Below are 26,713 nucleotides of genomic sequence, written 5' to 3'. Positions count from 1 at the left end.
CTTTTCATTCATTGTTTGAGAGCGCTTTAAATAGGGAAAAATTCAATGGCGAGAAATGATGAATCACCTGTTAACAGCAACAGCACAATACTTACAAAGGGAAGCAGGAGGGAACAAAAGATGAGTCATCAACGTTCCAAATCAGAAAATCCTTGGCAGGGACTAAGTGGACCAAATATGGCCTACATCCTTGAACTATATGATCAATATAGTGTGGATCCGGAATCTGTTGACAGTTCATTCAAAGAGAAATTTGATGCTTGGGGGCCTCCGATTGAGGACTCTGTATCAAATCAACGTACTGCACAGAGTTTTGATGGATTGGATTTCGAGAAATTAGCAGCTGCATTAAAATTAGCAGAAAACATTCGCACTTACGGTCACTTAGCAGCTAACTTATACCCAGTAGGGGAATTTCCGAAAGACAACCACCATATTGACCCGAAAGAATTTAACTTAACAAAAGAAGATTTGAAAGCGATACCACCTTCCTTTATTTGGAAAGAAGCGCCATCAAGCGTTAAAGACGGCTATCAAGCGATCCAAATGCTTCAGGAAGTGTATACGAAAACAATCGCTTATGAATTCAGTCATGTACATGAGACTGAAGAACGCCAATGGTTAAACACCATGGTTGAAACTAGCCAACACTATCCTAAATTTTCGGCTGAAGATAAGAAGAACCTTTTAACACGACTGAGTGAAGTTGAAGGATTTGAGAAATTTCTTCATAAGACATTCGTTGGACAAAAGCGTTTCTCTATCGAAGGCGTTGATATGCTGGTACCGATGCTTGATGAAGCAGCTAAAGAAGGATGCCGTGACGGAGCAGAACATGCTCTGATCGGAATGGCACACCGTGGGCGTCTGAACGTACTTGCTCACGTTCTTGGCAAACCTTATGAATTAATTTTCTCAGAATTTCATCATTCTCCAAACAAGGAGCTAATTCCTTCTGAAGGTTCAAGAGGAATTAACTTTGGATGGACTGGAGATGTAAAGTACCACCTGGGTGCAAGCCGATTAGTTGAAACAGATCAATCTCATAAAATTAAAATCTCACTTGCTAATAACCCAAGTCACTTAGAGTATGTAGATCCAGTTGTTGAAGGATATACAAGAGCAGCTCAGGAAACGCGTGATAAGAAAGGTTATCCAGTGCAAGATACTTCTAAAGCATTTGCGATCCTAATTCATGGTGATGCTGCTTTTCCGGGTGAAGGAATCGTTGCTGAAACATTGAACTTAAGTCGCCTTAGAGGGTATCAGACGGGTGGAACACTTCATATCATCGCAAACAATTTAGTAGGTTTTACAACAGATAGCGGTGATTCTCGTTCAACGAAATATGCGAGTGACCTTGCTAAAGGTTTTGAGATCCCGATCATTCACGTTAATGCAGATGATCCAGAAGCATGTATTGCAGCTGTACATCTTGCTTATGAATATCGTAAAAAGTTCCAAAAAGATGTTCTGATCGATCTGATCGGATATCGTCGATTCGGTCACAATGAAATGGACGATCCATCTGCAACACAGCCTAGATTGTATAAACATGTAAACAGTCATCCGACCGTTCGTGACGTTTATGCAAAACAGCTTGTTAAAGAAGGAGTGCTTTCTGAAGAAGAAGTAAAATCCATCGAAGATGATGTTTTAACAAAACATCAGACTGAATATGAAAAAGTTCAAGGTCGCAAAGAAAAATTCAAATTGGAAGACACAAGACTTCCTGATCCGTTATCGAAAGCACTTCCTGATATCGATACCACAATTTCAGTTAGTGATCTTCAAGAACTTACAGAAAACATGCTGAAGTTCCCAGAAGACTTTAATGTATATCCGAAGATCAAGAGAATCCTCGAACGCAGACGCAAGTCTTTCCAAGGGGAAAAGATCGATTGGGGTATGGCTGAATCATTAGCATTCGCTTCTATTCTTAAAGATGGAACGCCGATTCGTATTACAGGGCAAGACTCTGAGCGTGGTACGTTCGCGCAAAGACACCTTGTATTAAACGATAGTGAGAGCGGAAAGAAGTTTTCTCCATTGCATGCCATGGATGACATCGATGTTTCGTTTGCGATTCATAACAGTCCACTGTCAGAATCATCAGTTGTTGGTTTTGAGTACGGTTATAATGTATTTGCACCTGAAACGCTTGTTATTTGGGAAGCACAATACGGAGATTTTGCAAACGTTGCACAAGTTCTGTTCGATCAGTTCTTATCAGCAGGTCGTGCGAAGTGGGGACAAAAATCAGGTATGGTGATGCTTCTTCCTCACGGATATGAAGGTCAAGGACCTGAGCATTCAAGTGCACGTCTAGAAAGATTCTTACAGTTAGGTGCAGAAAATAACTGGACAGTTGCTAACGTAAGTACTGCGTCACAGTACTTCCATTTGCTACGACGTCAAGCTAAGCTTCTATCAATGGATGAAGTTCGTCCGTTAGTCGTTATGACACCTAAGAGCTTGCTGCGTGACACGAAAGTAGCATCCATGGCGGAAGCTTTTGAAAGTGACCACTTTATGCCATTGTTACAACAACCTGGTCTAGGCAAAGAAAAAGACAAAGTGAAGAAAATCTTGCTTTGCTCTGGTAAGATTGCGATCGATCTTGAAAAAGCTCTTGAACAAGATCAAGTAGCAAGAACGGAAATGCATATCGTTCGTGTTGAACAGATCTATCCGTTCCCAGAAGAAGAGATGAATGCACTATTAAAAGAGTATCCAAACGTTGAAGACTTGATCTGGGTGCAAGAAGAGCCGAAAAACATGGGATCGTGGTTATACATCGAACCAAAACTTCGTGCTGTAGCACCAAAAGCTCACGTTTCTTATATTGGACGTCAAGAACGTTCGAGTACGGCTGGTGGGGAACCAGACATCTATAAAAAAGAACAAGAACAAATCATCCAAACATCATTAGCACTAGACATTCAATCGCGAGAGGGAGGCCGTGAACATGTTTGACGTTAAAGTTCCGGAGTTAGCCGAATCAATTTCAGAAGGTACAGTAGCACAATGGCTTAAAAAAGAAGGCGACACAGTTGTTAAAGGTGAAGATCTAGTAGAGCTTGAAACTGATAAAGTAAACATTGAAATCAGTGCTGAGCGAGATGGCGTTTTAAAAAATATTAAAGTTGAACCAGGTGACACTGTAGCCGTTGGGGATATCATCGCTTCCATCGTTGAAGGCGGAGCTTCTGAGTCTGCAGAACCTGCAGCAGAAGAAAAGACGGAAGAAAAAGCTGCTCCAACTCAACAAAAACAAGAGCCAGTCGTTGAAAAAGACGCGGCTGAAGAAGAACTGAAAGCTTCTGATCGCCCGATCGCATCTCCTGCAGCTCGCAAGCTTGCTCGTGAGAAAGGCATCGATCTATCTGAAGTGAATGCTCGCGATCCTCTAGGACGCGTTCGCACGGAAGATGTAAAACGTCATGTTGAAGGTGGAAGCACAGAAAAAGCTGCTCCGGCATCTAAGCCAGCAGCAGCAGCTTCTAAACCAGCTGCTTCTGTTGAAGCGGTAAATCCTGAGAAACCTGTAGAGCGCGTGAAGATGTCCCGCAGACGTCAAACGATCGCTAAGCGTTTAGTTGAAGCTCAACAAACAGCAGCGATGCTTACAACGTTTAATGAAGTTGATATGACGGCGATCAACGAAGTTCGTGCTCGCCGTAAGGACAAGTTCTATGAGCAAAACGGAGTTAAACTAGGATACATGTCATTCTTCACGAAAGCTGTTGTCGGAGCACTGAAAAAGTTCCCTGCCATCAATGCTGAGATTCAAGGCGATGAAATGGTTCTTAAGAAGTTCTACGATATCGGAATCGCAGTTGGAGCAGAAGAAGGACTAGTTGTACCAGTTGTTCGCAACGCTGATCGTCTAAGCTTCGCTGGTATCGAAAAAGAAATCGGAAACTTAGCTGAGAAGGCACGTTCTAAAAAGCTATCATTAGAAGACCTTCAAGGTGGATCATTTACAATCACGAACGGCGGAATCTTCGGATCGATGCTTTCAACACCAATCTTGAACGCACCTCAAGTTGGTATCCTTGGAATGCATACAATCCAATGGAGACCAGTAGCGATCGATAAAGAGCGTATGGAAAACCGTCCAATGATGTACATCGCACTTTCTTATGATCACCGTATTGTAGATGGAAAAGAAGCGGTAAGCTTCTTAACAACGATTAAATCACTTCTGGAAGATCCAGAATCACTTCTTTTAGAAGGTTAATGTTTAGTAACGTAATGATGATATGGAACACCCCCTGCTTGCAGGGGGTGTTTTTTTGGTGGGTTTGAATAGAGGATAGGTCGTTAGTGCGGTGTGTGAGGTTAGCGAGTGTTTTGCAGGGAAGGTTGGCTGGATTTGTCGAATGGCCTTTATTTTTGATTTTCGGCTTAATTGTGGTTGGTGTCAGCTTAATTGGTAGGCTAAACGACTTAATGAAAGTCTTTTTTTGACTTAATTTTTTCAATTTAGACTTAATTGTGCACAACCTAAATTCCGAGCAAAAAATTATTCATCAAACCATTGCTGAAAATAAAGGTTTTTTATCAATTTTTATCGAATGACATATGTACTAAAATAGCTAGAGGTGATACCTTGATAAAAAAACCACGTACCAAGCCCCTGAAACTATTAAAATTAGACGCCATCTTACAAAGATTAGTACACAATCATCTGAAACACGGTGAATTACAAATTGAATTTGCTAGATATTCAGCAGGTTATAGAGGTGAAGTGGCATTAGATTATTTTTTGCACGATTTAGATGAGAATTCATACCTCATTTTTCATGACTTGCGACTTCCAAGAGATAAAGAAAAAAAGTACTACTTTCAGATTGACTGTCTGATTCTTCATTCTTCGTTTTGCGTTTTGCTCGAAGTTAAAAATCTCTCAGGCGATCTATATTTTGATCATCACTTCGATCAGATGAAAAGAACGAAAAATGGAATAGATGAAACATTTCCTGATCCAGTAAACCAGGTCCAACAACAAAAATCATATCTGGATAGCTGGTTCACAAGAAATCAGTTGCCTAAAATCCCGCTTTATTCCCTCGTTGTTCTAACAAATCCTAAATCTTTTATTACGCTATCACCGCATTATGGCAAGAAAGCGGCCCATATTATTCGAGCTAAGGGTCTAGCTAATAAAGTTCAAGACTTTTCAGCCATCCATCAAGAAATCCTCTCAAAGAAAGACCTCTCAAAACTTACTACAAAGCTATTAAAGCAACACGAAAAGCATAATCCAGACGTATTAAAAACATATAACATCAAGAAAACAGATCTTATTACTGGAGTCTTTTGTCCAGACTGCAATCAAGTTCCTATGCGACGAGAGAGAAGTACTTGGGTTTGTACTAAGTGCAATGAAAAGTCCAAAGATGCTCATATAAGAGCAATCCAAGACTACGCACTGATCTTTGATGAGCCAGTTAAGAACAAAACGTTAAGACGTTTTTTACACATCGATTCTTCTACATGTATGAAAAATCTTCTAAAATCCATGAATCTTACCCCGAGCGGACCTACTAATTCAGCAAAGTACCAACTTCCGATTCCTTAATATCTCTACTGAAATAAAATTATTTCAATCTAATAAAAAGCAAAGATAAAAACCTACTATTATAACTTTCTATATCACTTGCAAAATGCAAATAAAAATAGTTGTAAATTACATTCATTGCAGCAATTATAAATTTGCATTTTACAACCAATACGCAAAAAAGGCAGCTGCAACATGCAGCCACCTAAATCACACACCAATATTTGATTAAGGTATCAACAAAATCTTCCCTGTACTCTTTCTACTCTCCAAATACTCATGAGCTTTTGCTCCATCACGTAAAGAGAAAGGTGTTTCATTAATTTTTACATCTCCATCCTTAATCCATTCAAACAGCTCGCTTGAACGTTTTACACGTTCTTCGTGAGAGGTTAGAACGTTCCACAAGTCGCCTCCGGTCAACGTCTTAGAAGTATCCATGAGCATGCGGGGATCAATGGACACAGGGTCGCCGCCAGCCATACCAAAGAATACTACAGTTCCGCCAATCCTTGTAACTTCGAAACTGTCCATTATCGTAGAACCAACTGACTCGTAAACAACGTCTACACCTTTGCCAGATGTTTCAGTCAACACGCTTTCTGTCCAATTATCATTATACAAGAATACTGAATCCGCTCCTGCTTCAAAAGCGACCTGACGTTTTTCTTCTGAAGATGTTAGACCAATAACTTTTCCGCCAAGCAACTTGATGATCTGAATCAATAGCTGTCCAACACCGCCAGCGGAAGCATGAACCAATGCAACATGACCTTGTTTAATCGAAAAACTGTCTCTAGTCAGATAGTGTGCAGTCAACCCTTGTAACAAAAGAGAGGCTGCTGCTTCAAAGGAAACACCTTCTGGAATGGGTATTGCTTTTTCATTAGGGACAACGACCAGTTCAGCGTTTGCAGCGGGTACATCTGCGAATGCGATACGATCTCCAACAGAAACACCATTAACAGCACTGCCAACTTCTTTAACGATCCCTGCTCCTTCATAACCTAGAATGTAAGGAGGCTTTCCTTCTAGATGATAATTGCCTTTTCTTCTATAAACATCAGCGAAGTTTAAGCCAATGGCTTTCATTTCTACCAAAATGTCTTGGTCACCAATAACTGGATTTTTAATTTCACGATAGTCTAAAACCTCCGGACCACCGAATGAGTCAAAAACTAATGCTTTCATATATGTAGATCTCCATTCTAATAATTATCTTCCTTATCATATTAACCGAAACAATCTGTGAAATACTAGGAAAGGAGCTCTAGAAAATGAATTTGACAGATAAGGCAGGGCACATTATGATTTAACAAAAGAATTTCTTAAAGGAGAGAGACTTCATGATTCATTTAGAGTGGGCGAACAGAGAAACAATTCGCGAGATCAAATGCGTACATACAGATGCAGAAAAATATATGGTTAACCGTGCTTTAACTGCCGGCAAAACATATGAACTAAAAAATGAAACAGAGGAATTTTATTTTGTAGTAGATAACACAGGGAAAATAGGCGGATACTACAAAGAATATTTCGAAGGCTAAGCCAAAAAGCGACCAAAGAATAAGCCTGACTCATTGAGCCAGGCTTATTCTATCTATTAAGAATGAATCTTCTTTTTTTCCTTGTTTAATAGAGCATCCATGAATTCATGGAATTCTGGAATGTTCATCTGTTGTGCTGAATCTGATAGCGCTACTGCTGGGTCAGGATGTACTTCAGCCATAACTGCATCGGCTCCGATCGCCATTGCCGCTTTAGCAGCAGGGAGGAGAAGGTCTTTTCGGCCCGTTGAGTGTGTTACGTCCACAACTACCGGGAGATGCGTTTCTTTTTTAAGAATAGGTACCGCTGAAATATCGAGTGTGTTACGAGTTGCTCTCTCGTAAGTACGAATACCGCGTTCACATAGAATAACTTGTGAGTTACCTTGAGCCAAGATGTATTCTGCAGCGTACATGAATTCTTCAATCGTCGCAGCTAACCCACGCTTCAGCAATACTGGTTTGTTCACAGATCCAGCTGCTTTCAATAGATCAAAATTCTGCATGTTACGTGCGCCGATCTGAATCACATCAACATAATCTAGCGCCATCTCAATATCGTTCGGATTAAGAATTTCACTTACAACAGCGAGCTGATGTTCATCTGCTGCTTTACGAAGAATCTTTAATCCTTCAAGTCCAAGACCTTGGAAGTCGTAAGGAGACGTACGCGGTTTGAATGCGCCACCTCGGATTAGTGTTAATCCTTTTTCTGCAATGACTTCTGCTACTTGCTTCACTTGTTCGTAGCTTTCTACCGCACAAGGACCCATGATGAAGTGGGGATTACCATCACCAATCTTTTCACCTTTTACATTTACGATCGTATCTTCAGGTTTCTTTTTACGAGATACGAGTAATGCTTTTCGGTTATCATCTTTTTGGAGCTCCAAGCTCGCTTTGAAGATTTGCTTGAAGATGTGCTGTACCGTTGATGTTTCGAACGGACCATCGTTATGAGAAGCAATCAGATCTAATAGCTCTCTTTCTCTTACAGGATCAAACCGTTTAACTCCTTGCATTTCCTTAAGCTTTCCAATTTGTTGTGCAACATTACCTCGTTCATTTAAAAGTTCTAAAATTTTTAAAGAAATATCATCCATCTGTTTGCGTAAGTCTGCTAATTCGTTTGACATGTGTGGTTCCTCCCCATATTTATACTACTGTCATTAGTTCCTATATCGCGGCCGCTCATAGGCTTATATATATACATCGTTACATAGACACTTTCGCGCTTTAAAGCGTGTGTCTCATAAAGTATTGTTTGTAACTTTAAAGGGATTTCAAAAGAATGTCAAGTACTTACACAAAAAAAGATAAAAATTATTTTTCAGCCTGTTTTACAAGCTTTTTGACATATAGATGAAGGTAATGTAAATTTTAAGAAAAATGAATGAATTTCCTTTACAACAGCGCTTCAACGTGCTAAAACTGTTTATAACTTTATAAAACAAATCGCAATGAAAGAACAGCAGTAGTGAAATGGTTCCCTGTTATTAGAGAGCTGATGGTGGTGCAAATCAGTACATAGCCTTTCACGAATTACAATTCTTGAGCATGCTTTGAAAAAGGCCGGAAAAATTTCCGTTAACAAAATGAAGGTGGCAAAGATATATTCTTTGCTGTCAGGGTGGTACCGCGATGATAATTCGTCCCTGCTTATTAGCAGGGATTTTTTTGTACTATCAGAACTATTTTTACAAGTGCAATAAGTAAAAAAGGGAAATGTTATGTACAACTAAGGCTGACTCAAAGATAAACGGTTCAGCAAAGATTTTTCTATAAATAAACAGGCAAACGGGAGGAATAGAACATGAGATATTTAACAGCAGGGGAGTCACACGGCCCTCAACTCACAACAATCATTGAAGGTGTACCAGCAGGTTTGCCTCTAGTAGCAGAAGATATTAACGAAGAACTAGCTAGACGTCAAAAAGGGCATGGGCGCGGACGTCGAATGCAGATTGAGAAAGATCAGGTTCAGATCGTAAGTGGTGTACGTCACGGAGTAACGCTCGGCTCGCCGATCACACTCATTGTTGAAAACAAAGACTTTACTCATTGGACGAAGATCATGGGTGCTGAACCTCTCGAAGACGACAACGCAGAAGTGAAACGTGTTATCTCTAGACCTCGACCGGGTCATGCAGATCTAAACGGTGCTATCAAATACAATCATCGAGATATGAGAAACGTGCTAGAACGTTCTTCAGCCCGAGAAACAACTGTAAGAGTTGCAGCAGGTGCTGTTGCGAAAAAGGTCCTTAAAGAACTTGGTGTTGAAGTTGGAGGACATGTGTTAGAACTAGGTGGTGTAATAGCTGAGAATACTTCCTATGAATCGTTAGAAGAACTTCGTGAAAAAACGGAGGTTTCACCTGTTAGATGTTTCGATAAAAATGTTGAAAAGACGATGATGGATGCCATCGATTCGGCAAAAGAAAACGGAGACTCGATCGGTGGGGTTGTAGAAGTAATCGTAGAAGGTATGCCAGTAGGCGTTGGAAGCTACACCCATTATGATAATAAACTCGATGCAAAATTAGCAGCAGCTATTATGAGTATCAATGCATTTAAAGGTGCTGAGATCGGTATTGGTTTTGAAGCAGCACGAAAACCTGGAAGTGAAGTGCATGATGAGATTGTTTGGGATATCGAACGTGGTTATACAAGAAGAACAAACAACGCAGGAGGCTTTGAGGGAGGAATGACGACCGGAATGCCAGTTGTTGTCCGTGGTGTGATGAAGCCGATTCCTACTCTATACAAGCCGCTAAACAGTGTGGATATTGAAACAAAAGAAGTCTTCGCCGCAAGCATTGAACGCTCTGACAGCTGTGCAGTTCCTGCAGCAAGTGTTGTAGCAGAATCTGTAGTTGCTTGGGAGCTTGCAAGTGCCCTAGTCAATCAATTTGGACAAGATAACATGGAAGTGATTAAGAAAAACATCGTGCAGCACCAAGAACGTGCAAGGGTGTTTTAAATGAACACGATACACATAACAACACCTTCAAAGAACTACCCGGTTTTTATTGGTGAAAAAGTAATTGATCAGCTTAAAGTAGTTCTTGAAAATCTGAATCCTTCACCTAAGAACCTATTGATCATAACAGATGAAAACGTTGGAGCCCTCTATTTAGAAACCGTACAAAAAGTGATCGGTGATGCATTCACTCATGAAACGATACAAATTCAGGCTGGTGATGATCAAAAGTCTTTTGAGAATTATATGGCTTGCCAAAGTTTTGCTCTAACTAAAGAACTCGACCGGTCATCTGTTGTTATTGCGCTTGGAGGCGGTATGATCGGAGACCTTGCTGGATTTGTCGCAGGAACCTATATGAGAGGAATTCGCTTTGTTCAAATCCCGACTTCTATACTCGCACATGATAGTGCAGTAGGTGGGAAAACGGGTATCAATCACCCTGAAGGTAAGAACATGATCGGGGTATTTCATCAACCTGAAGCGGTGATTTATTCCACAGACTTCTTGACTACCTTACCACTTAACGAAAAAAGATCTGGCTTTGCGGAGGTCGTAAAACACGCATTGATTGCTGATGAAAATCTATATCGTTCGTTAAGAGAAAACGTTAAAACCATTGATGATCTAAAAGGTGACTGTCTACAGCAAGCTCTTATAAAAGGCATCGAAATAAAAAATGCGATCGTCACACAAGACGAGAAAGAAAAAGGAATTCGGGCATATTTGAACTTTGGTCATACACTCGGCCATGCTATAGAAGGAGAGCTTCAATACAAAGGCATCACTCATGGTGAAGCAGTTGCATTAGGTATGCTATTTGCACTTTCACTAAACGAGGGCACAGAAAATTTAGGAAAAGAACTAAAACTGTGGTTAACATCTTTAGGTTATCCGTCATTTCCTAAGCATTTATCTTCTTCCTCATTAATCAATCGTATGAAAAAAGATAAGAAAGCTGAAAAGGGCATGATTCAAATGGTGCTGCTGAACGGTTTCGGTAAGCCCTATTTGTCACCTTTTACTTCAGAAGAATTAGAGCGTAAATTATCTTCTTTTATAGGAGAGATTTAAAAAGGAGTATGACTACATGAAGAACGTCTTACTAATAGGGGTTGGATTGATTGGTGGTTCAATCGCTCTTTCTATCAAACAAGAACACGAAGCAACAATCTATGGGTACGACGTTTATGCTGACAACAGTGTAAAGGCAGCAGAAATAGGCGTAATTGACGAAGCTGTTACAGACTTTACTGGGATTGCCCCAATAGCAGATCTAATCATAATTGCAACACCTGTTGAAGCAACGTTGCAGGTGATGGAGAAACTAGCTATCATTTCACCTGTAATTAAAGCGTTAGTTATGGACGTTGGAAGCACAAAAAAATCGATTATGAATAAAGCAGAGGAAATGGCCGTTTCTGGCATTCGTTTTATTGGTGGTCACCCTATGGCTGGATCGCACAAAACAGGAGTGGAAAGTGCAAAGGTACATCTGTTGGAAAATGCCTTTTATTTTTTGACACCAAACTCCTTAACTACTGAAGTAGATATCGATGAAGCAAAGACATGGTTAAAAGGGACAAGAGCAAAATTTCTCGTTACTGACCCAGATGAACATGATTTTCTTACTGGAATCATAAGTCACTTTCCGCATCTTGTCGCCTCAAGCCTTGTGAGGATTGCGCAAAATCATGCGAAGGAAAAACCGTTGATTCAGCAACTTGCAGCAGGAGGGTTTCGAGACATTACGCGTATTGCTTCAAGCTCTCCTAAAATGTGGAGTGATATTGTCAGTCAAAATAAGTCACATCTTCTTAAACTATTAAATGAGTGGAAAAATGAGATGGATACGGTGATTGAGTTCGTTGAAAAGGGAGATGAATCGGAACTCTATGATTACTTTGAAGGTGCAAAATCATTCCGAGATTCCTTACCTGTTCGGTCAAAAGGTGCGATTCATCCGTTTTCAGATCTATATGTGGATATCCTCGATAAAGTAGGTGCTTTATCTCACATTACTGCACTTCTGGCACAATCAAAAATTAGTATTATTAATTTGAGTATTTTAGAAGTAAGAGAAGGACTCAACGGAGTACTTCGATTGAGCTTCCAAGATGATAATGATCGAGACCAAGCACAAGACATTCTACAGAATGAGAATTATTTAACTCAAATTACTTTATAAGGAGGCACTATTCTATGACAAAACAATTGCAACCCATTCAACGACTAAAGGGATCTATTAAAGTGCCTGGAGACAAATCTATTTCACATCGAGCAGTCATGTTTGGGTCCATTGCAGAGGGTCGGACGACAATTGATGGTTTTTTAACAGGTGAAGACTGCTTAAGTACTATTTCTTGTTTCAAGAAACTCGGCGTTTCAATTCTACAAGAAGGTGAAAAAGTAACAGTAGAAGGAAAAGGACTTACTGGATTAACACCACCTTCAGAAGATTTGTACGTAGGGAATTCGGGTACTACGATTAGGCTGATGCTAGGCATTCTTGCAAACACACCTTTTGAATCGATCTTAACAGGTGATGATTCGATCGCAAAAAGACCAATGAATCGTGTTACCAAGCCTTTAAAAGAAATGGGAGCTACGATTGATGGGAATGATTTAGGAAACAAGGTTCCACTTCACATTAAAGGTGGCGAAACAAGAGGTATACATTACACCTCTCCGATCGCTAGTGCTCAAGTAAAATCGGCTATTATTCTAGCAGGATTAGATGGAGAAGGAACCACTTCTGTAAAAGAACCCTTCAAATCGAGAGACCATACAGAACGCATGCTAAAAGCGTTTGGAGTAGAAGTCGAAACGGATGAACTATCTGTTTCGGTCGCAGGTGGCCAGAAGTTAAAAGGAACTCATATTGAAGTACCAGGTGATATTTCTTCAGCCGCCTTCTTTTTAGTGGCAGGTGCGGTCGTTCCAAACAGTGAGATTACACTAAAAAAAGTAGGGTTAAACCCAACTCGTACTGGAATATTAGATGTGCTGAAAAATATGGGGGCAGATATAGCCTACCAAAATAAAAATGATGAAGCTTCAGAACCTTTTGGAGATTTAGTCATCAAAAGCTCTGCCTTAAAAGGAACGATTATTGAAGGCGATCTTATTCCTCGACTGATCGATGAAATCCCAATCATAGCTCTAGCCGCAACTCAAGCGGAAGGAACGACGATTATAAAAGATGCACATGAACTTCGAGTGAAAGAAACAGATCGAATTGAGACCGTAGTGAACGAGCTTAAGAAAATGGGTGCAGATATTGAAGCAACAGAAGACGGTATGATCATCCACGGTAAGTCTTCATTACATGGAGCATCTGTACAAAGCTACGGTGATCACAGAATCGGAATGATGTTAAGTGTGGCCGCTTGTATCGCAGAAGGTGAAACAACACTTGCAAACAGTGAAGCAATAGCTGTTTCGTATCCTTCATTCTTTGAACAACTGAATGATCTTACAAAGTAAAGAAAAAAACGTTCCCAGTCATGAAAAGGGAACGTTTTTTTATATTATTGAACACTTGAAAATGTTCTTAGATCTTCAATGTCTGCCACCTTGAATCCATTCGCTTCTACTCGGTGAACAAGTTCATCGATCTCATCACGCGATACACTTTCATTGAAAGTGATAACAACTCTGCGAAGAAATTGCTTACCCGCGTCTTGGGTGAAAACACCTTCAATATTGTATTCTTCATGAATAGCTGTAAATAGCTTTCTTAACGAACCTTTTCCTTCTGTGGTTGAAACCGTTAAAGAATAACCACCTTTCTTAATGCCATAAGAATCTTCTAGTATATCCATTACTTTTGAGTGAGTAATGATTCCTAAGAAGTTATGATCATCATCGACCACAGCCATAAAAGGTAAGCGTCTAATCGTGAAGAGCACTTTGAAATAAGCTGTATTCTCATGAATAAAAGCATCTTTCTCCTCTACAATTCTACTAACATGGTCTTTCACTGATCCAACATTATCAATAATATAATCAGATGTAGTCTCTTTAAAAAGAAGACCTACAAATTTTTGTTCTGATTCATCCAAAACGGGTATGCAGCGATACCCTGATTGGATAATAGTATATCGAGCTTCGCTGATTGACATGTTCTCTGTTACATACGTTACTTTAGATTTAGTTAGATAGTTGGATTTTACTTTCATAAGACACACCCTTTTCAGAATAATATAAATATTTAAAACTATTTCGACAAAAAAAGCAAATAACCTTTCTTTTTACTCAACTTTATTACTAATTGCATATTAAGCAATAATACCATATACTATTACTAGAATATTTAATAAATTTTTAAAAGGAGGTGTAAGGCATGCTTAAAGGTGTACAAATGTTTAACTGGTTGGTTGTTTTCCGTGCAATTACTTATGTATTTTCTAAAATTGGCGGAGTCTGTCCATTTTCAGTTAAAACATTAAAGTACATCACAAAGTAACCTTACCCTATCCTTTTTTATTGTTAGTAACCATGGGCAGGTATGTTGCTCATGGTTTTTTTGTATACAAAAAAGGGCAGTGGCATTGGATTAAAAGGAGAAAATGAAATGATAATATGCACTGTTCATAAAGTTAAGAAAATGTATGGCGGAAATGAGATACTAAAAAACATATCTTTTGAAATTCACGAACAAGACCGAGTAGGTATAGTCGGACAAAATGGTTCAGGAAAAACGACTCTGTTTAAGCTGCTAAGCGGAATTGACCATCCGGACTCAGGTTCTATAGCCATCAGGAAGGATGCGGAAATCGGATATTTGGAACAACTTCCTGAGCATACGGAGAATATGAGGGTATATGATGTGGTTTCTGCAGCCTTTCAAGAAATCAATGAAATCGAACTTAAAATTCAACATGTTAATGCATTGTTAAGTGATCCAGATCAAACACACCGATTAGACAAAAATTTGAATAAGCTCTACAGACTGCAAGAAGAATTTGAAGAGCTTGGTGGTTATGCGATTGAGTCGAAGATAAATGGCGTTCTGGCTGGTTTAGGTCTAACTCAACTCTCTCAACACCTTTTTAAGCAACTTAGTGGAGGAGAACAAACGAAGGTCGGTCTAGCATGTTTGTTATTAAAAGAGCCTGAGCTTTTACTCTTAGACGAACCTACCAATCATCTTGACATCGAAACAATGAATTGGTTAGAAAATTATCTTCAAAAATATAAGGGTTCCGTTATTATTATCAGTCATGATCGCTACTTTTTAGATAGAGTTACATCAAAGACGATTGATATAGAAGATGGTGAATGTACCTTATATCATCAAAGTTACTCAGGTTTTCTCAAAGAAAAAGAGAATAACCTTCTTCTAGAATTTGAGAAATATGAAGAACAGCAAAAGAAAGTTAAAAAGATTAAAGAGTCGATCAAACAACTAAGAGATTGGGGAGCACGTTCAGGAAATGAAAAATTCTTCAAAAGAGCGAGGAACATGGAGAAAGCCCTTCATCGAATACAGAGTATGAAACGCCCTAAACTGGAACGTAAAAAAGCAGCTTTCGAATTTTCAGTAAACAAAAGAAGTGGCCAAGATGTAGCGGTAATAAAAGGGCTTAGTAAAGAAATCGAAGGTCGCTCCATATTATGTAATTTCGAATTGCAGATACGATATGGTGAGAAAGTAGCCCTCGTTGGTAAAAACGGTTCTGGAAAAACAACACTGCTAGAGACCTTGCAAACTCTTGAAAACTGCAGCGGCACGATAAAGCTTGGACCGTCCGTTTCAATCGGTTACCTTTCTCAAAAAGGCCTTATTGCTGAATCAACTCAATCCGTACTGGATATCTTCAGAGAAAAAGTACCGATGGAAGAAGGAGAAGCTCGGCATCACTTAGCAAAGTTTTTGTTTTACGGCGCATCCGTTTATAAAAAAGGAAATGAACTTAGCGGTGGAGAACGAACACGACTCAGACTTGCACAGCTTGTTTATGAAGGATTTAATTTCTTAATACTCGATGAACCGACAAACCATTTAGATATTGATTCACGTGAAGCCTTAGAACTAGCACTAGAAGAGTTTAATGGAACGATTCTATCAGTCTCACACGATCGATACTTTATGAACAAACTCTTTGAACGTACCATTTGGTTAGAAGAGGGAACCCTAGAGAGTTATAGTGGAAATTTTGATTATGCACTTGAAAAGCGGTTAAGTATTTAATTTCAACTTTTCTACTGATAAACAGGTTATTTTAAATAGCCTGTTTCTTTTTGGTTATATTTTGTTGTTTTTATAGTGTTGGTTTTCGTTCAAGGGGCGTGAACTCGAGGGGCTAGCCACTGCAACTAGACAGGTGAGACACTTATACGTGAAACGTACGAATGTGGCTCACCGCCTGCCCCGTGGAAAGCGAACAACCTGGAACGGAAATCAACTACTTCCAAAATATTCGAAAAACATTCCTTTAGAAAAGAGCCTTCTTTTATTCATTTTCTACTGATTGTTCTTTCAATGTATGGGGAATAATGGTGAGAAAACGTGTCTAAACAGGAGGGATATCTTATGAGTAACTATGAAAATAACATGCCGCAGTTTCCAGAACCGATTTGGAGGCAGCAATTAAATCTACCTACATACTCTGTATTGAATGAAGATAATCAAACGGAAGTAGTTGTTGTAGGAGCGGGGATAAGCGGTATTACTACAGCTTATCTTCTAGCGAAAGAAGGCAAAAAGGTTACACTGATTGAGGCAGGTAAAGTGATTAATGGAACAACTGGTCATACGACAGCAAAGATCACTTCTCAACATGATGTTATCTATGATCACCTTATTTCACATATAGGGTTAGAAAGAGCACGTCAGTATTATGAATCAAATGAACAAGCTAAACAGTTTATTGAGAATCTTGTTAAACAAAACAATATTCATTGTAACTTTGAGAAACACGATGCATTTCTATATGCTAACACTGAGGAAGGAATCAAAAAGCTTAACAAAGAAGCTGATGCTTATCAACAGTTAGAGATCGATGGTGAGTTGGTCGAACAAATTCCATTTAACATACCGCATAAAAAAGCACTTGTTATGAGAAATCAAGCGCATTTTCACCCTGTAAAATATTTAGCAGCGTTATTACAAGAAATGGAGTCGCTAGGTGTTGAGGTCTACGAAAACACGACAGCAACAGATATTATAGAAGAGAAACACAAAAAAGCTGTTGTGCAAACAAGTAACGGACACAAAATTACTGCCGACTTTGTAGCTTGTTGCACACATTTTCCGTTTTTTGATGGATTGGGTTTTTATTTTACAAGAATGATGTCAGAGCGTTCATATGTATTGGCTGTAAAAACACAAGATACATTTCCAAATGGGATGTATATGGGAGTAGATCAAACCTCATTTTCCTATCGGTCTATCTTACAAGATGGAGAAAAGATCGTACTGCTTAGTGGAGAAAGTCATCAGACTGGACAAGGAATCCCGACTCATCAGCACTATGAGGCTTTATTAAAGGAAGCAAAAAAATCGTTAAACTTAGATAGGGTACTTTATCGCTGGTCTGCTCAGGATTTAATCACACTAGATAAAATTCCGTTCATCGGAAAGCTTACGCATAAGCATGATCACATTCTTGTGGCTACAGGTTACAAAAAGTGGGGAATGACGACAGGCACACTTGCTGCTTTAATCATTAGAGATCATATCTTGGGTAGGAAGAATGCATTTGCTGAACTCTACAAGCCCCAAAGATTTCAAGCTGATCCCTCTGATATTAAACAGTTTATCAAGGAAAACGCAGATGTTGCTAAGCATTTTGTTTCTGGGAAGCTAGACAAACCGTCAAAACATCCAAGAAGTTTAAATAAAGATGAGGGTTGTGCCGTAACGGTTGACGGAGAGAGATGTGGGGCTTATCGAGATCAAAACGGAGAACTTCATATCGTAGATACGACTTGTACACATCTTGGTTGTGAGACAGAGTGGAACAGCGGTGATCGAACATGGGATTGTCCTTGTCATGGTTCGCGTTTTTCATACGATGGTTCAGTCGTTGAAGGGCCAGCGAAAAAGCCTCTCAAACGTGTAGAACTACAATAAACGAACAAGAATGACTTATTAAAGTGCTTATTTGCTTTAATAAGTTGTTTTTTTGGTTAAACATTAAATTTGAATAAAAATCTTTCATGTTTAATATAGTGCTAACTAAATATCAATGAATTTATTCTTATATTTTCAAAAAAATAACAAGTAAAAATAATGAAAATTTTATGAATTTAGTATAAAATAAAGTGCTTGAAAGCGAGAGGGGGAAATGAAATATGAAGCTTTTAAGAGAAACATTAAAGCACTTTAAGCCTTATTGGAGGGGACTTCTTCTTGCTTTGATCTGTTCGTTGATCGGTGGCGCATTTACGGTAATCCCACCCATACTAGCAGGAAAGCTTGTTGATGAAATTCTGCCGAATGAGATGACGGATATGATCGGTTGGTTAGTCGCAGGGGTTCTTTTCTCGTTTTTATTTAAGGTGATATTTGAATCCTTACAAGAATTTATTCAAATTCAGATCGGTTTAGATGTTATCACAGATATGCAGATGCGTGCATTTGGACGATTGCATAAAACACCGATGTCATTCTTCACGACTACACCTCGTGGAGATATGCTATATCGTCTCACTCACGACGTAGAAGCTGTACAGAACTTAAATAATACGGTCGTACCTCGATTCGTACAACAAGTAGTGAGTGCGGTCGCGGCCTTTATTGCAGTGTTTGCTCTATACTGGCCAGTAGCTATCGTTATGTTCTGTGTATTCGCTATCTATCTGTACCCATCATTTAAACTCGGAACGACTATGAGAAAAATGAGTGCTGTTCAGAGGGATATGCGTGCAGATATTTATCACCACCTTCAAGAAAGCATCGAATCAACAAGACTAGTTCGTACTTTTCAAACACAAGAAAGAGAAATACATACACAAGATAAAAAGCTAACAGATTGGAAGGATTATTCCATACGTGCTGCTTTGATCGGAAAAGTAAACTGGCGTCTTGGTAATCTATTCAATATTGCTACACCCGGAGTAGTAATGCTTGTTGGAGGAATGGCGGTCTGGAATAATACCATTTCGGTTGGAACACTTGTTGCTTGTTTAGGGTTTATTCCTACGATGTTTTTTCCCATTCGTTCACTCGCTGAGAACGCATTGATCATTCAGCAGGCTATCCCTGCTCTTCAACGAATCTATGAATATTTTGACTTACCTAAAGAACATGAAGATGACCTACCAAACATGCAACCGATTCGTGGAGATATTGATGTTGATAATCTTTGGTTTCGTTATCCAGGTAAAGAAGAATATGTGTTAAAAGGCGTTTCACTGAATATGAGAGCTGGGCAACATATTGGAATCGTTGGTACGAGCGGCGGTGGAAAATCAACGCTTATTCAATTGCTGCTTGGTCTTTATGAACCCGAAGCTGGTTCTATTGAAATCGACCAACAAAACCTGTTTGAGTTCAACAGAAATTCTTTTCGTCAGCAAGTAGGAGTCGTCTCTCAGGAAACGTTTCTTCTTAACAACACACTGAGGATGAACTTATTATATGGAAGAAAAGATGCAACACAAGCCGATTTAGATGCGGCATGTGATGCTTCAGGACTTACAGATTTTGTAGCAGCCTTACCAGAAGGCTATGAAACAATCGTTGGTGAGCGTGGACTTAAGCTTTCTGGTGGACAAAGACAACGCGTTGCTCTTGCAAGAGCTATTCTTCGACATCCTGCTCTATTAATCTTTGATGAAGCAACTTCTTCACTCGATGGGGAAACAGAAGAACGCGTTCAGTCTGCTCTTGATGAACTCATACCAGGCAGAACGACAATCACGATTGCACACCGGCTGATCACCGTTAGGGATGCAGATAGAATCGTACTCCTAGACAAAGGTGTAGTAGCAGAATCGGGTACTCATGATGAACTTCTTGCAGAGCGAGGACAATATTACGAACTTTATATGGCGCAATACAGTGAATTAGAAAAGGAGAGAGCGATATGAGCCAAACGAATACGAAACAAAAAAATCGAGATGGCAGACGCGTTCTAGCCTTTTTAAAACCACATAAAAAATGGGTATTTGCTGATGCGTTTGTTATCGCTATATCTCAAGTATTTTCCGCGCTAATTCCGACGCTTGCACTCGGTTGGCTTGTGGATAAAATTCTACCAGGTGAGTCCAATCAACTATTATGGGGATTGATGTGGCTATTGATCTTTGCCGCAGTTGCTGATTTAATCCTGATGGTTATCGATGAGTATTTTTGTCACCAGGTCGCGAAGACCGTAACGAACTGGCAAAAGTTAAGACTGTTTAAACATCTGCAGAACTTACCTTTTTCCTTTTATCAAAACAACCAATCTGGTGAGATGATGGCTCGTGTTTCTGATGATCCGGATACACTCCATAATTTCTTGGCTTGGGAAGGATCAACCTTTATGGCATCTGTGCAAGGTGTTATTTTATACAGCATCGTACTTTTGTGGATTCATCCTTATTTAATGATTACGAGTGTTGTGTTAGGTGTTATCTTTTATTTAACGTCAAACGCTGTCGGTCAACGCACACGACAATCTTCGGCGAATGCCAGAAAAGAAGCTTCTCGTTATCTTGAGAGACTTCGTGAGTCTGTAACCGGTATCAATCTTTCACGGGTTTTGGGCGTTTCCGATGGTGAGGTTTCAAGTGTTGCTGAGATTAGAAAATCATTCATAAAAGAATCTCGTCATGAATTAAAAGCAAGGATGCAATCCATCGTGGTAATCGGAAGCTACAATGGACTTGCATTAGCAGTCGTTTATGGTCTTAGCGCATACTTAATCTGGAACGATAAATTAACAGCTGGTCAGATGCTTACTGCTGCAGGTCTTGTGGCAATTGCTGCTAATGAGATGCAGAGAATGTTAAGAAACTGGCTTTCAGTAAGAAGGACCGGTCCTGCATTAGATCGCTCTGAACTTTTACTCAGCCAAGAAGTATCAAGTGCTGAAACAGAAAAAGGATTTATTCCACAACAAATTGAAGGGGAAATTGAATTTAGGGATATAGCATTCGGTTATCCTGAAAAAGACGATAAAGTTTTAAAAGGGTTATCATTTTCCGTAAAATCCGGAGAAGCAGTAGCACTTGTAGGGCCGAGCGGATCTGGTAAATCGACTGTAGTAGATCTATTGTTGCGATTGTATGAGCCTGAGAGTGGTTCCATCTTTATTGACGGAAAAAACGTATCAAAAATTGATGCAGGGTGGCTTCGTTCACAAGTTGCGATCGTTTCACAAGATGTACAGCTTCGAAATGGTTCTTTAGCTGATAACTTACGAATCGCCAATCCTGAAGCAACTGATGATGAATTGATAAGTGCGCTAAAAGACAGCGGTCTAGGTGAATTCTTACTTACTCTTCCGGATGGACTCAACACGCTAGTTGGAGAAAGAGGGAGTCTATTATCAGGAGGACAGAAGCAAAGGCTTTCATTAGCAAGAGCTCTTGTAAAAGATGCGTCTATTTTAGTTCTTGATGAAGCGAGCTCTGCCTTAGATCCCATCACAGAAGTACAAGTCAACGAAGCGATCAATAAAAGAAAATCAAAACAAACGCTCATTATTATTTCGCATAGACTTTCAACCGTCTTAGCTGCCAATCGAATTATTGTCTTAGAAAACGGAGTAATGATCGAGGACGGAGTTCATGATGAGTTGTTGAAGTCTGATAATGGCGTATACAGCAGGTTGTTTAAACGTGAAGCGGATATTGGGACACAAGCATTTAGCAGTTAAGAATGGTAAGGTAATCTAACTTAGATTGCCTTTTCCTCATAATTCCACTCTAATTTGGGTATATATGAAACTATATATCCAAAGGAGGGAACCTTCATGTCAGCAACAATTAGAGCTTTTCTGAATATCGCAGCACTCGCCGCAGTAATCTTTGTTAATTATTTGGCCAATGCATTACCTTTGAATGGAAGAACAACCGGAGAGTTATCAGCAAAGTACAATGTGTTGATCACTCCAGCAGGTTATGTATTTTCCATATGGGGACTCATATATTTGCTATTAACGTTCTGGGTGATCATTCAAGTGCTGCCTAAGAACAGAAATGAGACCGTGTATAGAAGCATCGGCTTATGGTTCGTTTTGAACTGTATCTTAAATTGTGCATGGATATTTGTTTGGCATTATGAACTTCTAGGTTTATCTTGGATTGTGATGATCGGTCTCTTATTGTCACTCATCATGATCTATACGAAGATCCAAAATCAAGATAACAAGTCTTCGTTCGTTCGACTTCCATTCTCGGTCTATCTAGGATGGATCAGTGTGGCAACAATCGTAAATACAGCGGTCGTGTTAAAGTATGGCGGTTGGAATGGTTTTGGACTTTCATCTGTTACTTGGACCGTGATCATGCTTATTGTTGGTACGGGATTGGCGATCTTTTTTACGATTCAAAACAAAGATATCATTTATCCGCTCGTCTTTGTTTGGGCTTTTATCGGAATAGGTGTTAGACATAAGGGTGAGATAGACGTTCTCACTTATACGAGTTTTTCACTAGCTATTTTACTTTTGATCTTTATAATTTGGAGAGCTGTCACTAGAAAAAATGGAGAAACAGCAATGAAATAGGAACTTCAGAGGGAGAGTTACGAATGGTTAAGTTATCGATGCCGGTAGGTTTGTTGATGGAGTCAGCATTAGCAGGTGGTGTTTCGGGGGAAAGACTACTAGAAGTGATTGAAACTAAGGATTACGAAGCACTCCGTCATGTTGGGAAAGAAGAATCAAGCTGGACTTTCTTTTTTGAGTTTGCAGAACAAAACCGGGAAACTGTTGTTTCTGCGATTACATCGGGTTATACCTTTAAATTTATAACAATTAGGGGATTGTTGAACTTATTGCAGACCAAATATAAACTGAAAGAAAACGACGACTTTTTAATGAATGAATCTGGTATAGACATGAACCTCTCAGATGAACAACTCGATTTTCTTCGTTCTCGAATACCTTCACAATGGGTCTTCAAAAAACAAGAACAATCACAGTACTGTGTTCAGGCTTATTTAGCACAAACCATTTCAACAAGTGTGTAGTTAAGACTAAAGCGCTTAAGCGAGAAACATATCCCGCTTAAGCGCTTTTTTAATCTTGATAGTTATTTCTTGCACTTAACCACGTGTTGATTCCGATCGCTTTACATACTGAGAAGTAATGAAGAAGCATCAATAGCACGGATCCTGCATTCATTCCAATGATGATGCCATGCATCCCTAATGATGGTTGTGACCCTAACATGTACATAAGGACAAACGATAACGTTGTTGCCCAAACCGACTGAACAAATGCTGTTGTAATTAAGCCTAGACCGATCAGATAAGCTTGGAGAGGTATTAGGAAAAATGTAAATAAAAAACTAGGCCACAACAATTCTAAATACGTAGCTGCCGATTGCGAATGAAAGAACATTAAGGTAAGTTTTTCTGAAAACATTAAGAAGATGGCAACGGCCGGAAACCCATATAATGCAGTTATGCCCATCACACGAATAAGAAGGCTTTTTAATTTTTCTACATCTTTTTTAGCCGTAGCTTCTGAAACTGTGGGGATTAAGACGACTAAAAGGGAGTGAGCAATAAATGCTGGGAAGAAGCCGATTGATATTGCTACTCCTGCTAATAAACCAAACTCTTCTGTTGCGGCAACTCCTGAAAACCCTGCAAGTGACAGTGAATATTTGATCAAAAACGGCTGTATGGCGTTTGTAACAGCATGAAACAGACGTAAGCCGGTTGTAGGAATGGTTACAGCCATAAGGCTCCTAGTCACTTCGTTTGATGAAAGATGTTCATTGTTGTGATTTTGCATTCTTTTGTATTGAATTAAATAAGCCGTGAAGAGATAGACGAAAACGATGAGTTCACTGCCTACAAAAGTTGCTAGGGCTATAAGGATTGCCGTTTCATTATCAAACGAGAACAATTGATAGATGCCTGTTAATAAGATGAGCTGAGCCAATTTTCGAAATAAGTTTGAGAATGCCAGTTTGCCCATCTGTTGTTTACCCATAAAGAACCCTCTAGCAATAGATGTTAGGGAGATTAAAGGGATTAAAATGACCATAAGCCATCTAACTAAAGGATGATAACTATTGAATACGGGTATGAAAGGCAGGATCACTAAAGCGAGTACAATCATAGCTACAGTCAACAATATCGTCATCTTTGTAGCATGTTTCAACATGCTATAGTGTTGTTTCTCCTCTTTTTCTGCAACGAACTTTGAAATGGAGATCGGTAATTCCAAACTCGCTACAATTATGATTAAAATGACCGTTGGAAAGATCGACATATAATGCCCGAGTCCTAATTCACCTAGTTCTCTTGCTAACACCATGTTCACAATGAATTCTAGACTTTCACCAACTAATGCAGCAGCAGCAAGCAGCAATACTCCTCTAAAAAATATATTCATACGATGAGTGCATCTCCTTGTACACGTTGTCCTTTTATTCATATGCAAAAAAAAGGAAACAAGACCTCGAAGGACTTTAAACATTGAAAGAGAAAGATAAGCATATAGCAGAACAAGGAGAGATTATTGTGACATTACATACAGAACAAAATGTAAATCAAATTCTATCATTATCAGAACAAGAAAAGATTATGGATCAGTGGCTTTTTGAAAGGTTAGAGCATTTATTGCCTTTTTTAATGAAGAAGCATAACGTTGATATGTGGGTAACAATCGGCAAAGAATACAAGGAAGATCCACTAGGGAAGACTTTCTTTCCATCTGCGATCGATAGTTCAAGAAGGCTAACCATACTTGCATTTGTTAAGGATATCCATTCTGACGAAATTAAACGGTTTGTTATCTCTTCAAACAAAAACTTCGAACCTTTTTACTCATGCTTCCCAGTGAGAGAAAGTGAAGACTCTTTTACCGGTTTAAAACGATTGGTTGATAAATACGACCCTGAATCCATAGCAATTAATACTTCATTTCATTATGCTTTTTGTGATGGATTAAGTTACTCAAATTATGAGGAATTAGTGAAAGTCTTAGGGAAGCGACATAAAGAAAAACTGATGTCATCTGAATCCATTGCAATTGACTGGTTTCAAACAAGGACAGAGTCTGAACTTAATTCGTATAAAACATTAGAAGGGATAACAAAAGAAATTGTGAAACAAACGTTTACGAACGAACTGATCAAACCTCATGTAACCTCAACAAAGGAAATAGTTGGGTGGATCAGACAATACGTTAGAGACTTAGGGTTGAAAACATCCTTCTATCCTACTGTAGATATTCAAAGAAAAGATGGATCTTCAGACAGATTGGAAGACGTTATACGTCCAGGCGATATTCTACATCTTGACTTTGGCATAGAATATCTAGGTCTTTGCACAGATACACAACAATTAGCTTATGTTCTTAGAGATAACGAAAAAGAACCTCCTGCAGGGCTAATAAACGCATTAAGTGAGGCGAACAAATTTGAAGATTTTTTCTTTGAAGAAAGTAAAGTAGGAATGACGGGTAATGAAGTTTTTTTAAGTGTACTAAAAAAAGCAAAACTAAATCATATGGACGCCATGCTTTATTCACATCCGATCGGCTATCATTGTCATGGAGCAGGACCGATTATCGGACTGTATGATAAACAAGAATATATTCCTGTTCGGGGAGAGCTAAGGATTGAAAATAACACATGCTATGCACTAGAATTTAACATTAGACATTTCATACCTGAATGGAACAAAGCTGTTCCGATCTATCTAGAAGAGACGGTTTGTTTTATAGAAGGAAAAATGCAATTTTTTACAGGCAGGCAAACAGAATTTTATTTAATCGAGCCTAAGTGGTAATAAAATACATTTGAAATATCTATTCACCTCTAGTACAATGAGAAACTGTGTGTTTCAGCTTGTTGTAGGGGAGAGATTAGATTAAATGCTATTGCTTGGACAAGAACAAGACAAAGAAACAAAACTCGATCGCAACGAACTCGAGTTTCAATTATTGCGTATGCAGAACGATATGAAGCAAATTGCTAAAAGTTATGATGTGATCGGTGTGGATCAAACAAAGGACGATAACCTTGTGATCGTATATAAATCTGAACAATTGGATCAATGTAAAATTATGATTAATGACTGTGAATCAAGGTATGATGGATGGGACTTTTCAATTGATGCAGTTTATGAAGATGGAAACACTCTGCATATTGGTGATATTAAAGGACCTGCTAACAAAGGTTACGGCTCAATCTGTATGCATTATTTGAAAGAGACGGCATCAGATAAGAATATTCCAACAATCAAAGGCGATATTGCAAAAAGAGATTGGGGACATGTTGAGCGGCTTATTCATTTTTATGAGAAGCATAATTTTGCTATTGAACTTGATCCAGAAAACAAATGCGGAAAAATTGAATGGAACGATTTTTAAGAAAAAGACGTGTATCGTAGTGAACACACGTCTTTTTTTTTGTGCTTTTTTATTCATAAACATGAGAAAAATAAGAACGTAAGCATTTAAGCCTTGACTTGTTTTGTAACCTGATTTACGATAT

General features: G+C 39.0%; 21 protein-coding genes and 1 other annotated feature. Of the genes, 17 read left to right on the top strand and 4 right to left on the bottom strand.

What is annotated here, in order from left to right:
• Nucleotides 1–120 precede the first annotated feature (120 nt).
• The 3 genes from IHV11_RS08190 to IHV11_RS08180 all read left to right on the top strand — a co-directional run bounded on the left by IHV11_RS08190 (nt 121) and on the right by IHV11_RS08180 (nt 5,587).
• A complete protein-coding gene (locus tag IHV11_RS08190; RefSeq protein WP_197194329.1) occupies nt 121–2,976 on the top strand; it encodes a 2-oxoglutarate dehydrogenase E1 component in 2,856 nt (951 codons plus the stop codon).
• The gene (gene odhB, locus IHV11_RS08185; protein WP_197194328.1) at nt 2,969–4,243 is read left to right on the top strand and encodes a 2-oxoglutarate dehydrogenase complex dihydrolipoyllysine-residue succinyltransferase; all 1,275 of its coding nucleotides are present in this window, start codon (nt 2,969–2,971) and stop codon (nt 4,241–4,243) included. The genes IHV11_RS08190 and odhB overlap by 8 nt, the downstream gene beginning before the upstream one ends.
• A 372-nt stretch (nt 4,244–4,615) precedes the next feature.
• The gene (locus IHV11_RS08180; RefSeq protein WP_197194327.1) at nt 4,616–5,587 is read left to right on the top strand and encodes a nuclease-related domain-containing protein; all 972 of its coding nucleotides are present in this window, start codon (nt 4,616–4,618) and stop codon (nt 5,585–5,587) included.
• Between the two features lie 207 nt (nt 5,588–5,794).
• On the opposite strand, the gene IHV11_RS08175 is transcribed toward IHV11_RS08180, so the two are convergent.
• The gene (locus IHV11_RS08175) at nt 5,795–6,757 is read right to left on the bottom strand and encodes a quinone oxidoreductase family protein (RefSeq protein ID WP_197194326.1); all 963 of its coding nucleotides are present in this window, start codon (nt 6,755–6,757) and stop codon (nt 5,795–5,797) included.
• Nucleotides 6,758–6,912: 155 nt separating this feature from the next.
• On the opposite strand from IHV11_RS08175, the gene IHV11_RS08170 reads away from it, so the two are divergent.
• A complete protein-coding gene (locus tag IHV11_RS08170; protein WP_197194325.1) occupies nt 6,913–7,113 on the top strand; it encodes a DUF6501 family protein in 201 nt (66 codons plus the stop codon).
• A gap of 56 nt (nt 7,114–7,169) precedes the next feature.
• Here IHV11_RS08170 and IHV11_RS08165 read toward each other — a convergent pair whose 3' ends face one another.
• Entirely contained in the window at nt 7,170–8,249 is a 1,080-nt protein-coding gene (locus IHV11_RS08165; RefSeq protein WP_197127905.1) for a bifunctional 3-deoxy-7-phosphoheptulonate synthase/chorismate mutase, read from the bottom strand.
• A gap of 315 nt (nt 8,250–8,564) precedes the next feature.
• Nucleotides 8,565–8,773, top strand: a binding site (T-box leader).
• A 153-nt stretch (nt 8,774–8,926) separates the two neighbouring features.
• Between IHV11_RS08165 and aroC the strand changes: the two genes are divergently transcribed.
• From aroC to aroA, 4 genes are read left to right on the top strand one after another with little or no spacing between them, the layout of a single operon-like run.
• Nucleotides 8,927–10,096 (top strand): chorismate synthase, encoded by a 1,170-nt coding sequence (gene aroC, locus IHV11_RS08160; protein WP_197194324.1) that lies wholly within the window; start codon nt 8,927–8,929, stop codon nt 10,094–10,096.
• Entirely contained in the window at nt 10,097–11,170 is a 1,074-nt protein-coding gene (aroB, locus tag IHV11_RS08155; protein ID WP_197191053.1) for a 3-dehydroquinate synthase, read from the top strand.
• A 16-nt stretch (nt 11,171–11,186) separates the two neighbouring features.
• A complete protein-coding gene (locus tag IHV11_RS08150) occupies nt 11,187–12,284 on the top strand; it encodes a prephenate dehydrogenase (protein ID WP_197194323.1) in 1,098 nt (365 codons plus the stop codon).
• Nucleotides 12,285–12,298: 14 nt separating this feature from the next.
• Complete coding sequence (gene aroA / locus IHV11_RS08145) at nt 12,299–13,582, top strand: 3-phosphoshikimate 1-carboxyvinyltransferase (RefSeq protein ID WP_197194322.1); 1,284 nt, start codon at nt 12,299–12,301, stop codon at nt 13,580–13,582.
• Nucleotides 13,583–13,626: 44 nt separating this feature from the next.
• Here aroA and cbpA read toward each other — a convergent pair whose 3' ends face one another.
• Entirely contained in the window at nt 13,627–14,277 is a 651-nt protein-coding gene (gene cbpA / locus IHV11_RS08140) for a cyclic di-AMP binding protein CbpA (RefSeq protein ID WP_197194321.1), read from the bottom strand.
• Nucleotides 14,278–14,441: 164 nt separating this feature from the next.
• Here cbpA and IHV11_RS21375 point away from each other — a divergent pair, with 164 nt between their 5' ends.
• From IHV11_RS21375 to IHV11_RS08110, 7 genes are all read left to right on the top strand, one after another.
• Nucleotides 14,442–14,564, top strand: a complete 123-nt coding sequence (locus IHV11_RS21375; protein ID WP_255520073.1) for a hypothetical protein — start codon at nt 14,442–14,444, stop codon at nt 14,562–14,564.
• Between the two features lie 108 nt (nt 14,565–14,672).
• Complete coding sequence (abc-f, locus tag IHV11_RS08135) at nt 14,673–16,292, top strand: ribosomal protection-like ABC-F family protein (RefSeq protein WP_197194320.1); 1,620 nt, start codon at nt 14,673–14,675, stop codon at nt 16,290–16,292.
• Between the two features lie 342 nt (nt 16,293–16,634).
• Nucleotides 16,635–18,176 (top strand): FAD-dependent oxidoreductase, encoded by a 1,542-nt coding sequence (locus tag IHV11_RS08130; RefSeq protein ID WP_197194319.1) that lies wholly within the window; start codon nt 16,635–16,637, stop codon nt 18,174–18,176.
• Between the two features lie 221 nt (nt 18,177–18,397).
• Nucleotides 18,398–20,137: an ABC transporter ATP-binding protein gene (locus tag IHV11_RS08125; RefSeq protein ID WP_197194318.1), complete on the top strand. Its 1,740-nt coding sequence runs from the start codon at nt 18,398–18,400 to the stop codon at nt 20,135–20,137.
• Complete coding sequence (locus IHV11_RS08120) at nt 20,134–21,912, top strand: ABC transporter ATP-binding protein (RefSeq protein ID WP_197194317.1); 1,779 nt, start codon at nt 20,134–20,136, stop codon at nt 21,910–21,912. Before IHV11_RS08125 ends, IHV11_RS08120 begins: the two co-directional genes overlap by 4 nt.
• 96 nt (nt 21,913–22,008) lie before the next feature.
• Nucleotides 22,009–22,764, top strand: coding sequence for a TspO/MBR family protein (locus IHV11_RS08115; protein ID WP_197194316.1), 756 nt, complete (start codon nt 22,009–22,011; stop codon nt 22,762–22,764).
• Between the two features lie 23 nt (nt 22,765–22,787).
• A complete protein-coding gene (locus tag IHV11_RS08110; RefSeq protein ID WP_197194315.1) occupies nt 22,788–23,228 on the top strand; it encodes a hypothetical protein in 441 nt (146 codons plus the stop codon).
• A gap of 49 nt (nt 23,229–23,277) precedes the next feature.
• On the opposite strand, the gene IHV11_RS08105 is transcribed toward IHV11_RS08110, so the two are convergent.
• Nucleotides 23,278–24,606: an oligosaccharide flippase family protein gene (locus IHV11_RS08105; protein ID WP_197194314.1), complete on the bottom strand. Its 1,329-nt coding sequence runs from the start codon at nt 24,604–24,606 to the stop codon at nt 23,278–23,280.
• Nucleotides 24,607–24,734: 128 nt separating this feature from the next.
• Between IHV11_RS08105 and IHV11_RS21475 the strand changes: the two genes are divergently transcribed.
• Both IHV11_RS21475 and IHV11_RS08095 read left to right on the top strand, forming a co-directional pair.
• Entirely contained in the window at nt 24,735–26,006 is a 1,272-nt protein-coding gene (locus IHV11_RS21475; RefSeq protein WP_197194313.1) for a M24 family metallopeptidase, read from the top strand.
• Between the two features lie 85 nt (nt 26,007–26,091).
• A complete protein-coding gene (locus tag IHV11_RS08095; RefSeq protein WP_197194312.1) occupies nt 26,092–26,589 on the top strand; it encodes a hypothetical protein in 498 nt (165 codons plus the stop codon).
• Nucleotides 26,590–26,713 lie beyond the last annotated feature (124 nt).

Origin of the sequence: Fictibacillus sp. 26RED30 (assembly GCF_015903845.1) — a bacterium.
GTDB classification, from domain to species: domain Bacteria; phylum Bacillota; class Bacilli; order Bacillales; family Fictibacillaceae; genus Fictibacillus; species Fictibacillus phosphorivorans.
This window is presented reverse-complemented; position numbering and strand designations above follow the sequence as displayed.

Bases quoted from the DNA above. Each gene is read 5' to 3' on its own strand.
- IHV11_RS21375 (WP_255520073.1), top strand. From the start codon at position 14,442: ATGCTTAAAGGTGTACAAATGTTTAACTGGTTGGTTGTTTTCCGTGCA.
- IHV11_RS08175 (WP_197194326.1), bottom strand. From the start codon at position 6,757: ATGAAAGCATTAGTTTTTGACTCATTCGGTGGTCCGGAGGTTTTAGAC.
- cbpA (WP_197194321.1), bottom strand. From the start codon at position 14,277: ATGAAAGTAAAATCCAACTATCTAACTAAATCTAAAGTAACGTATGTA.
- IHV11_RS08120 (WP_197194317.1), top strand. From the start codon at position 20,134: ATGAGCCAAACGAATACGAAACAAAAAAATCGAGATGGCAGACGCGTT.
- odhB (WP_197194328.1), top strand. From the start codon at position 2,969: ATGTTTGACGTTAAAGTTCCGGAGTTAGCCGAATCAATTTCAGAAGGT.
- IHV11_RS08125 (WP_197194318.1), top strand. From the start codon at position 18,398: ATGAAGCTTTTAAGAGAAACATTAAAGCACTTTAAGCCTTATTGGAGG.
- aroA (WP_197194322.1), top strand. From the start codon at position 12,299: ATGACAAAACAATTGCAACCCATTCAACGACTAAAGGGATCTATTAAA.
- IHV11_RS08150 (WP_197194323.1), top strand. From the start codon at position 11,187: ATGAAGAACGTCTTACTAATAGGGGTTGGATTGATTGGTGGTTCAATC.
- IHV11_RS08105 (WP_197194314.1), bottom strand. From the start codon at position 24,606: ATGAATATATTTTTTAGAGGAGTATTGCTGCTTGCTGCTGCTGCATTA.
- IHV11_RS08190 (WP_197194329.1), top strand. From the start codon at position 121: ATGAGTCATCAACGTTCCAAATCAGAAAATCCTTGGCAGGGACTAAGT.
- IHV11_RS08130 (WP_197194319.1), top strand. From the start codon at position 16,635: ATGAGTAACTATGAAAATAACATGCCGCAGTTTCCAGAACCGATTTGG.
- aroC (WP_197194324.1), top strand. From the start codon at position 8,927: ATGAGATATTTAACAGCAGGGGAGTCACACGGCCCTCAACTCACAACA.
- aroB (WP_197191053.1), top strand. From the start codon at position 10,097: ATGAACACGATACACATAACAACACCTTCAAAGAACTACCCGGTTTTT.
- IHV11_RS08115 (WP_197194316.1), top strand. From the start codon at position 22,009: ATGTCAGCAACAATTAGAGCTTTTCTGAATATCGCAGCACTCGCCGCA.
- IHV11_RS08165 (WP_197127905.1), bottom strand. From the start codon at position 8,249: ATGTCAAACGAATTAGCAGACTTACGCAAACAGATGGATGATATTTCT.
- IHV11_RS08095 (WP_197194312.1), top strand. From the start codon at position 26,092: ATGCTATTGCTTGGACAAGAACAAGACAAAGAAACAAAACTCGATCGC.
- IHV11_RS08170 (WP_197194325.1), top strand. From the start codon at position 6,913: ATGATTCATTTAGAGTGGGCGAACAGAGAAACAATTCGCGAGATCAAA.
- IHV11_RS08110 (WP_197194315.1), top strand. From the start codon at position 22,788: ATGGTTAAGTTATCGATGCCGGTAGGTTTGTTGATGGAGTCAGCATTA.
- abc-f (WP_197194320.1), top strand. From the start codon at position 14,673: ATGATAATATGCACTGTTCATAAAGTTAAGAAAATGTATGGCGGAAAT.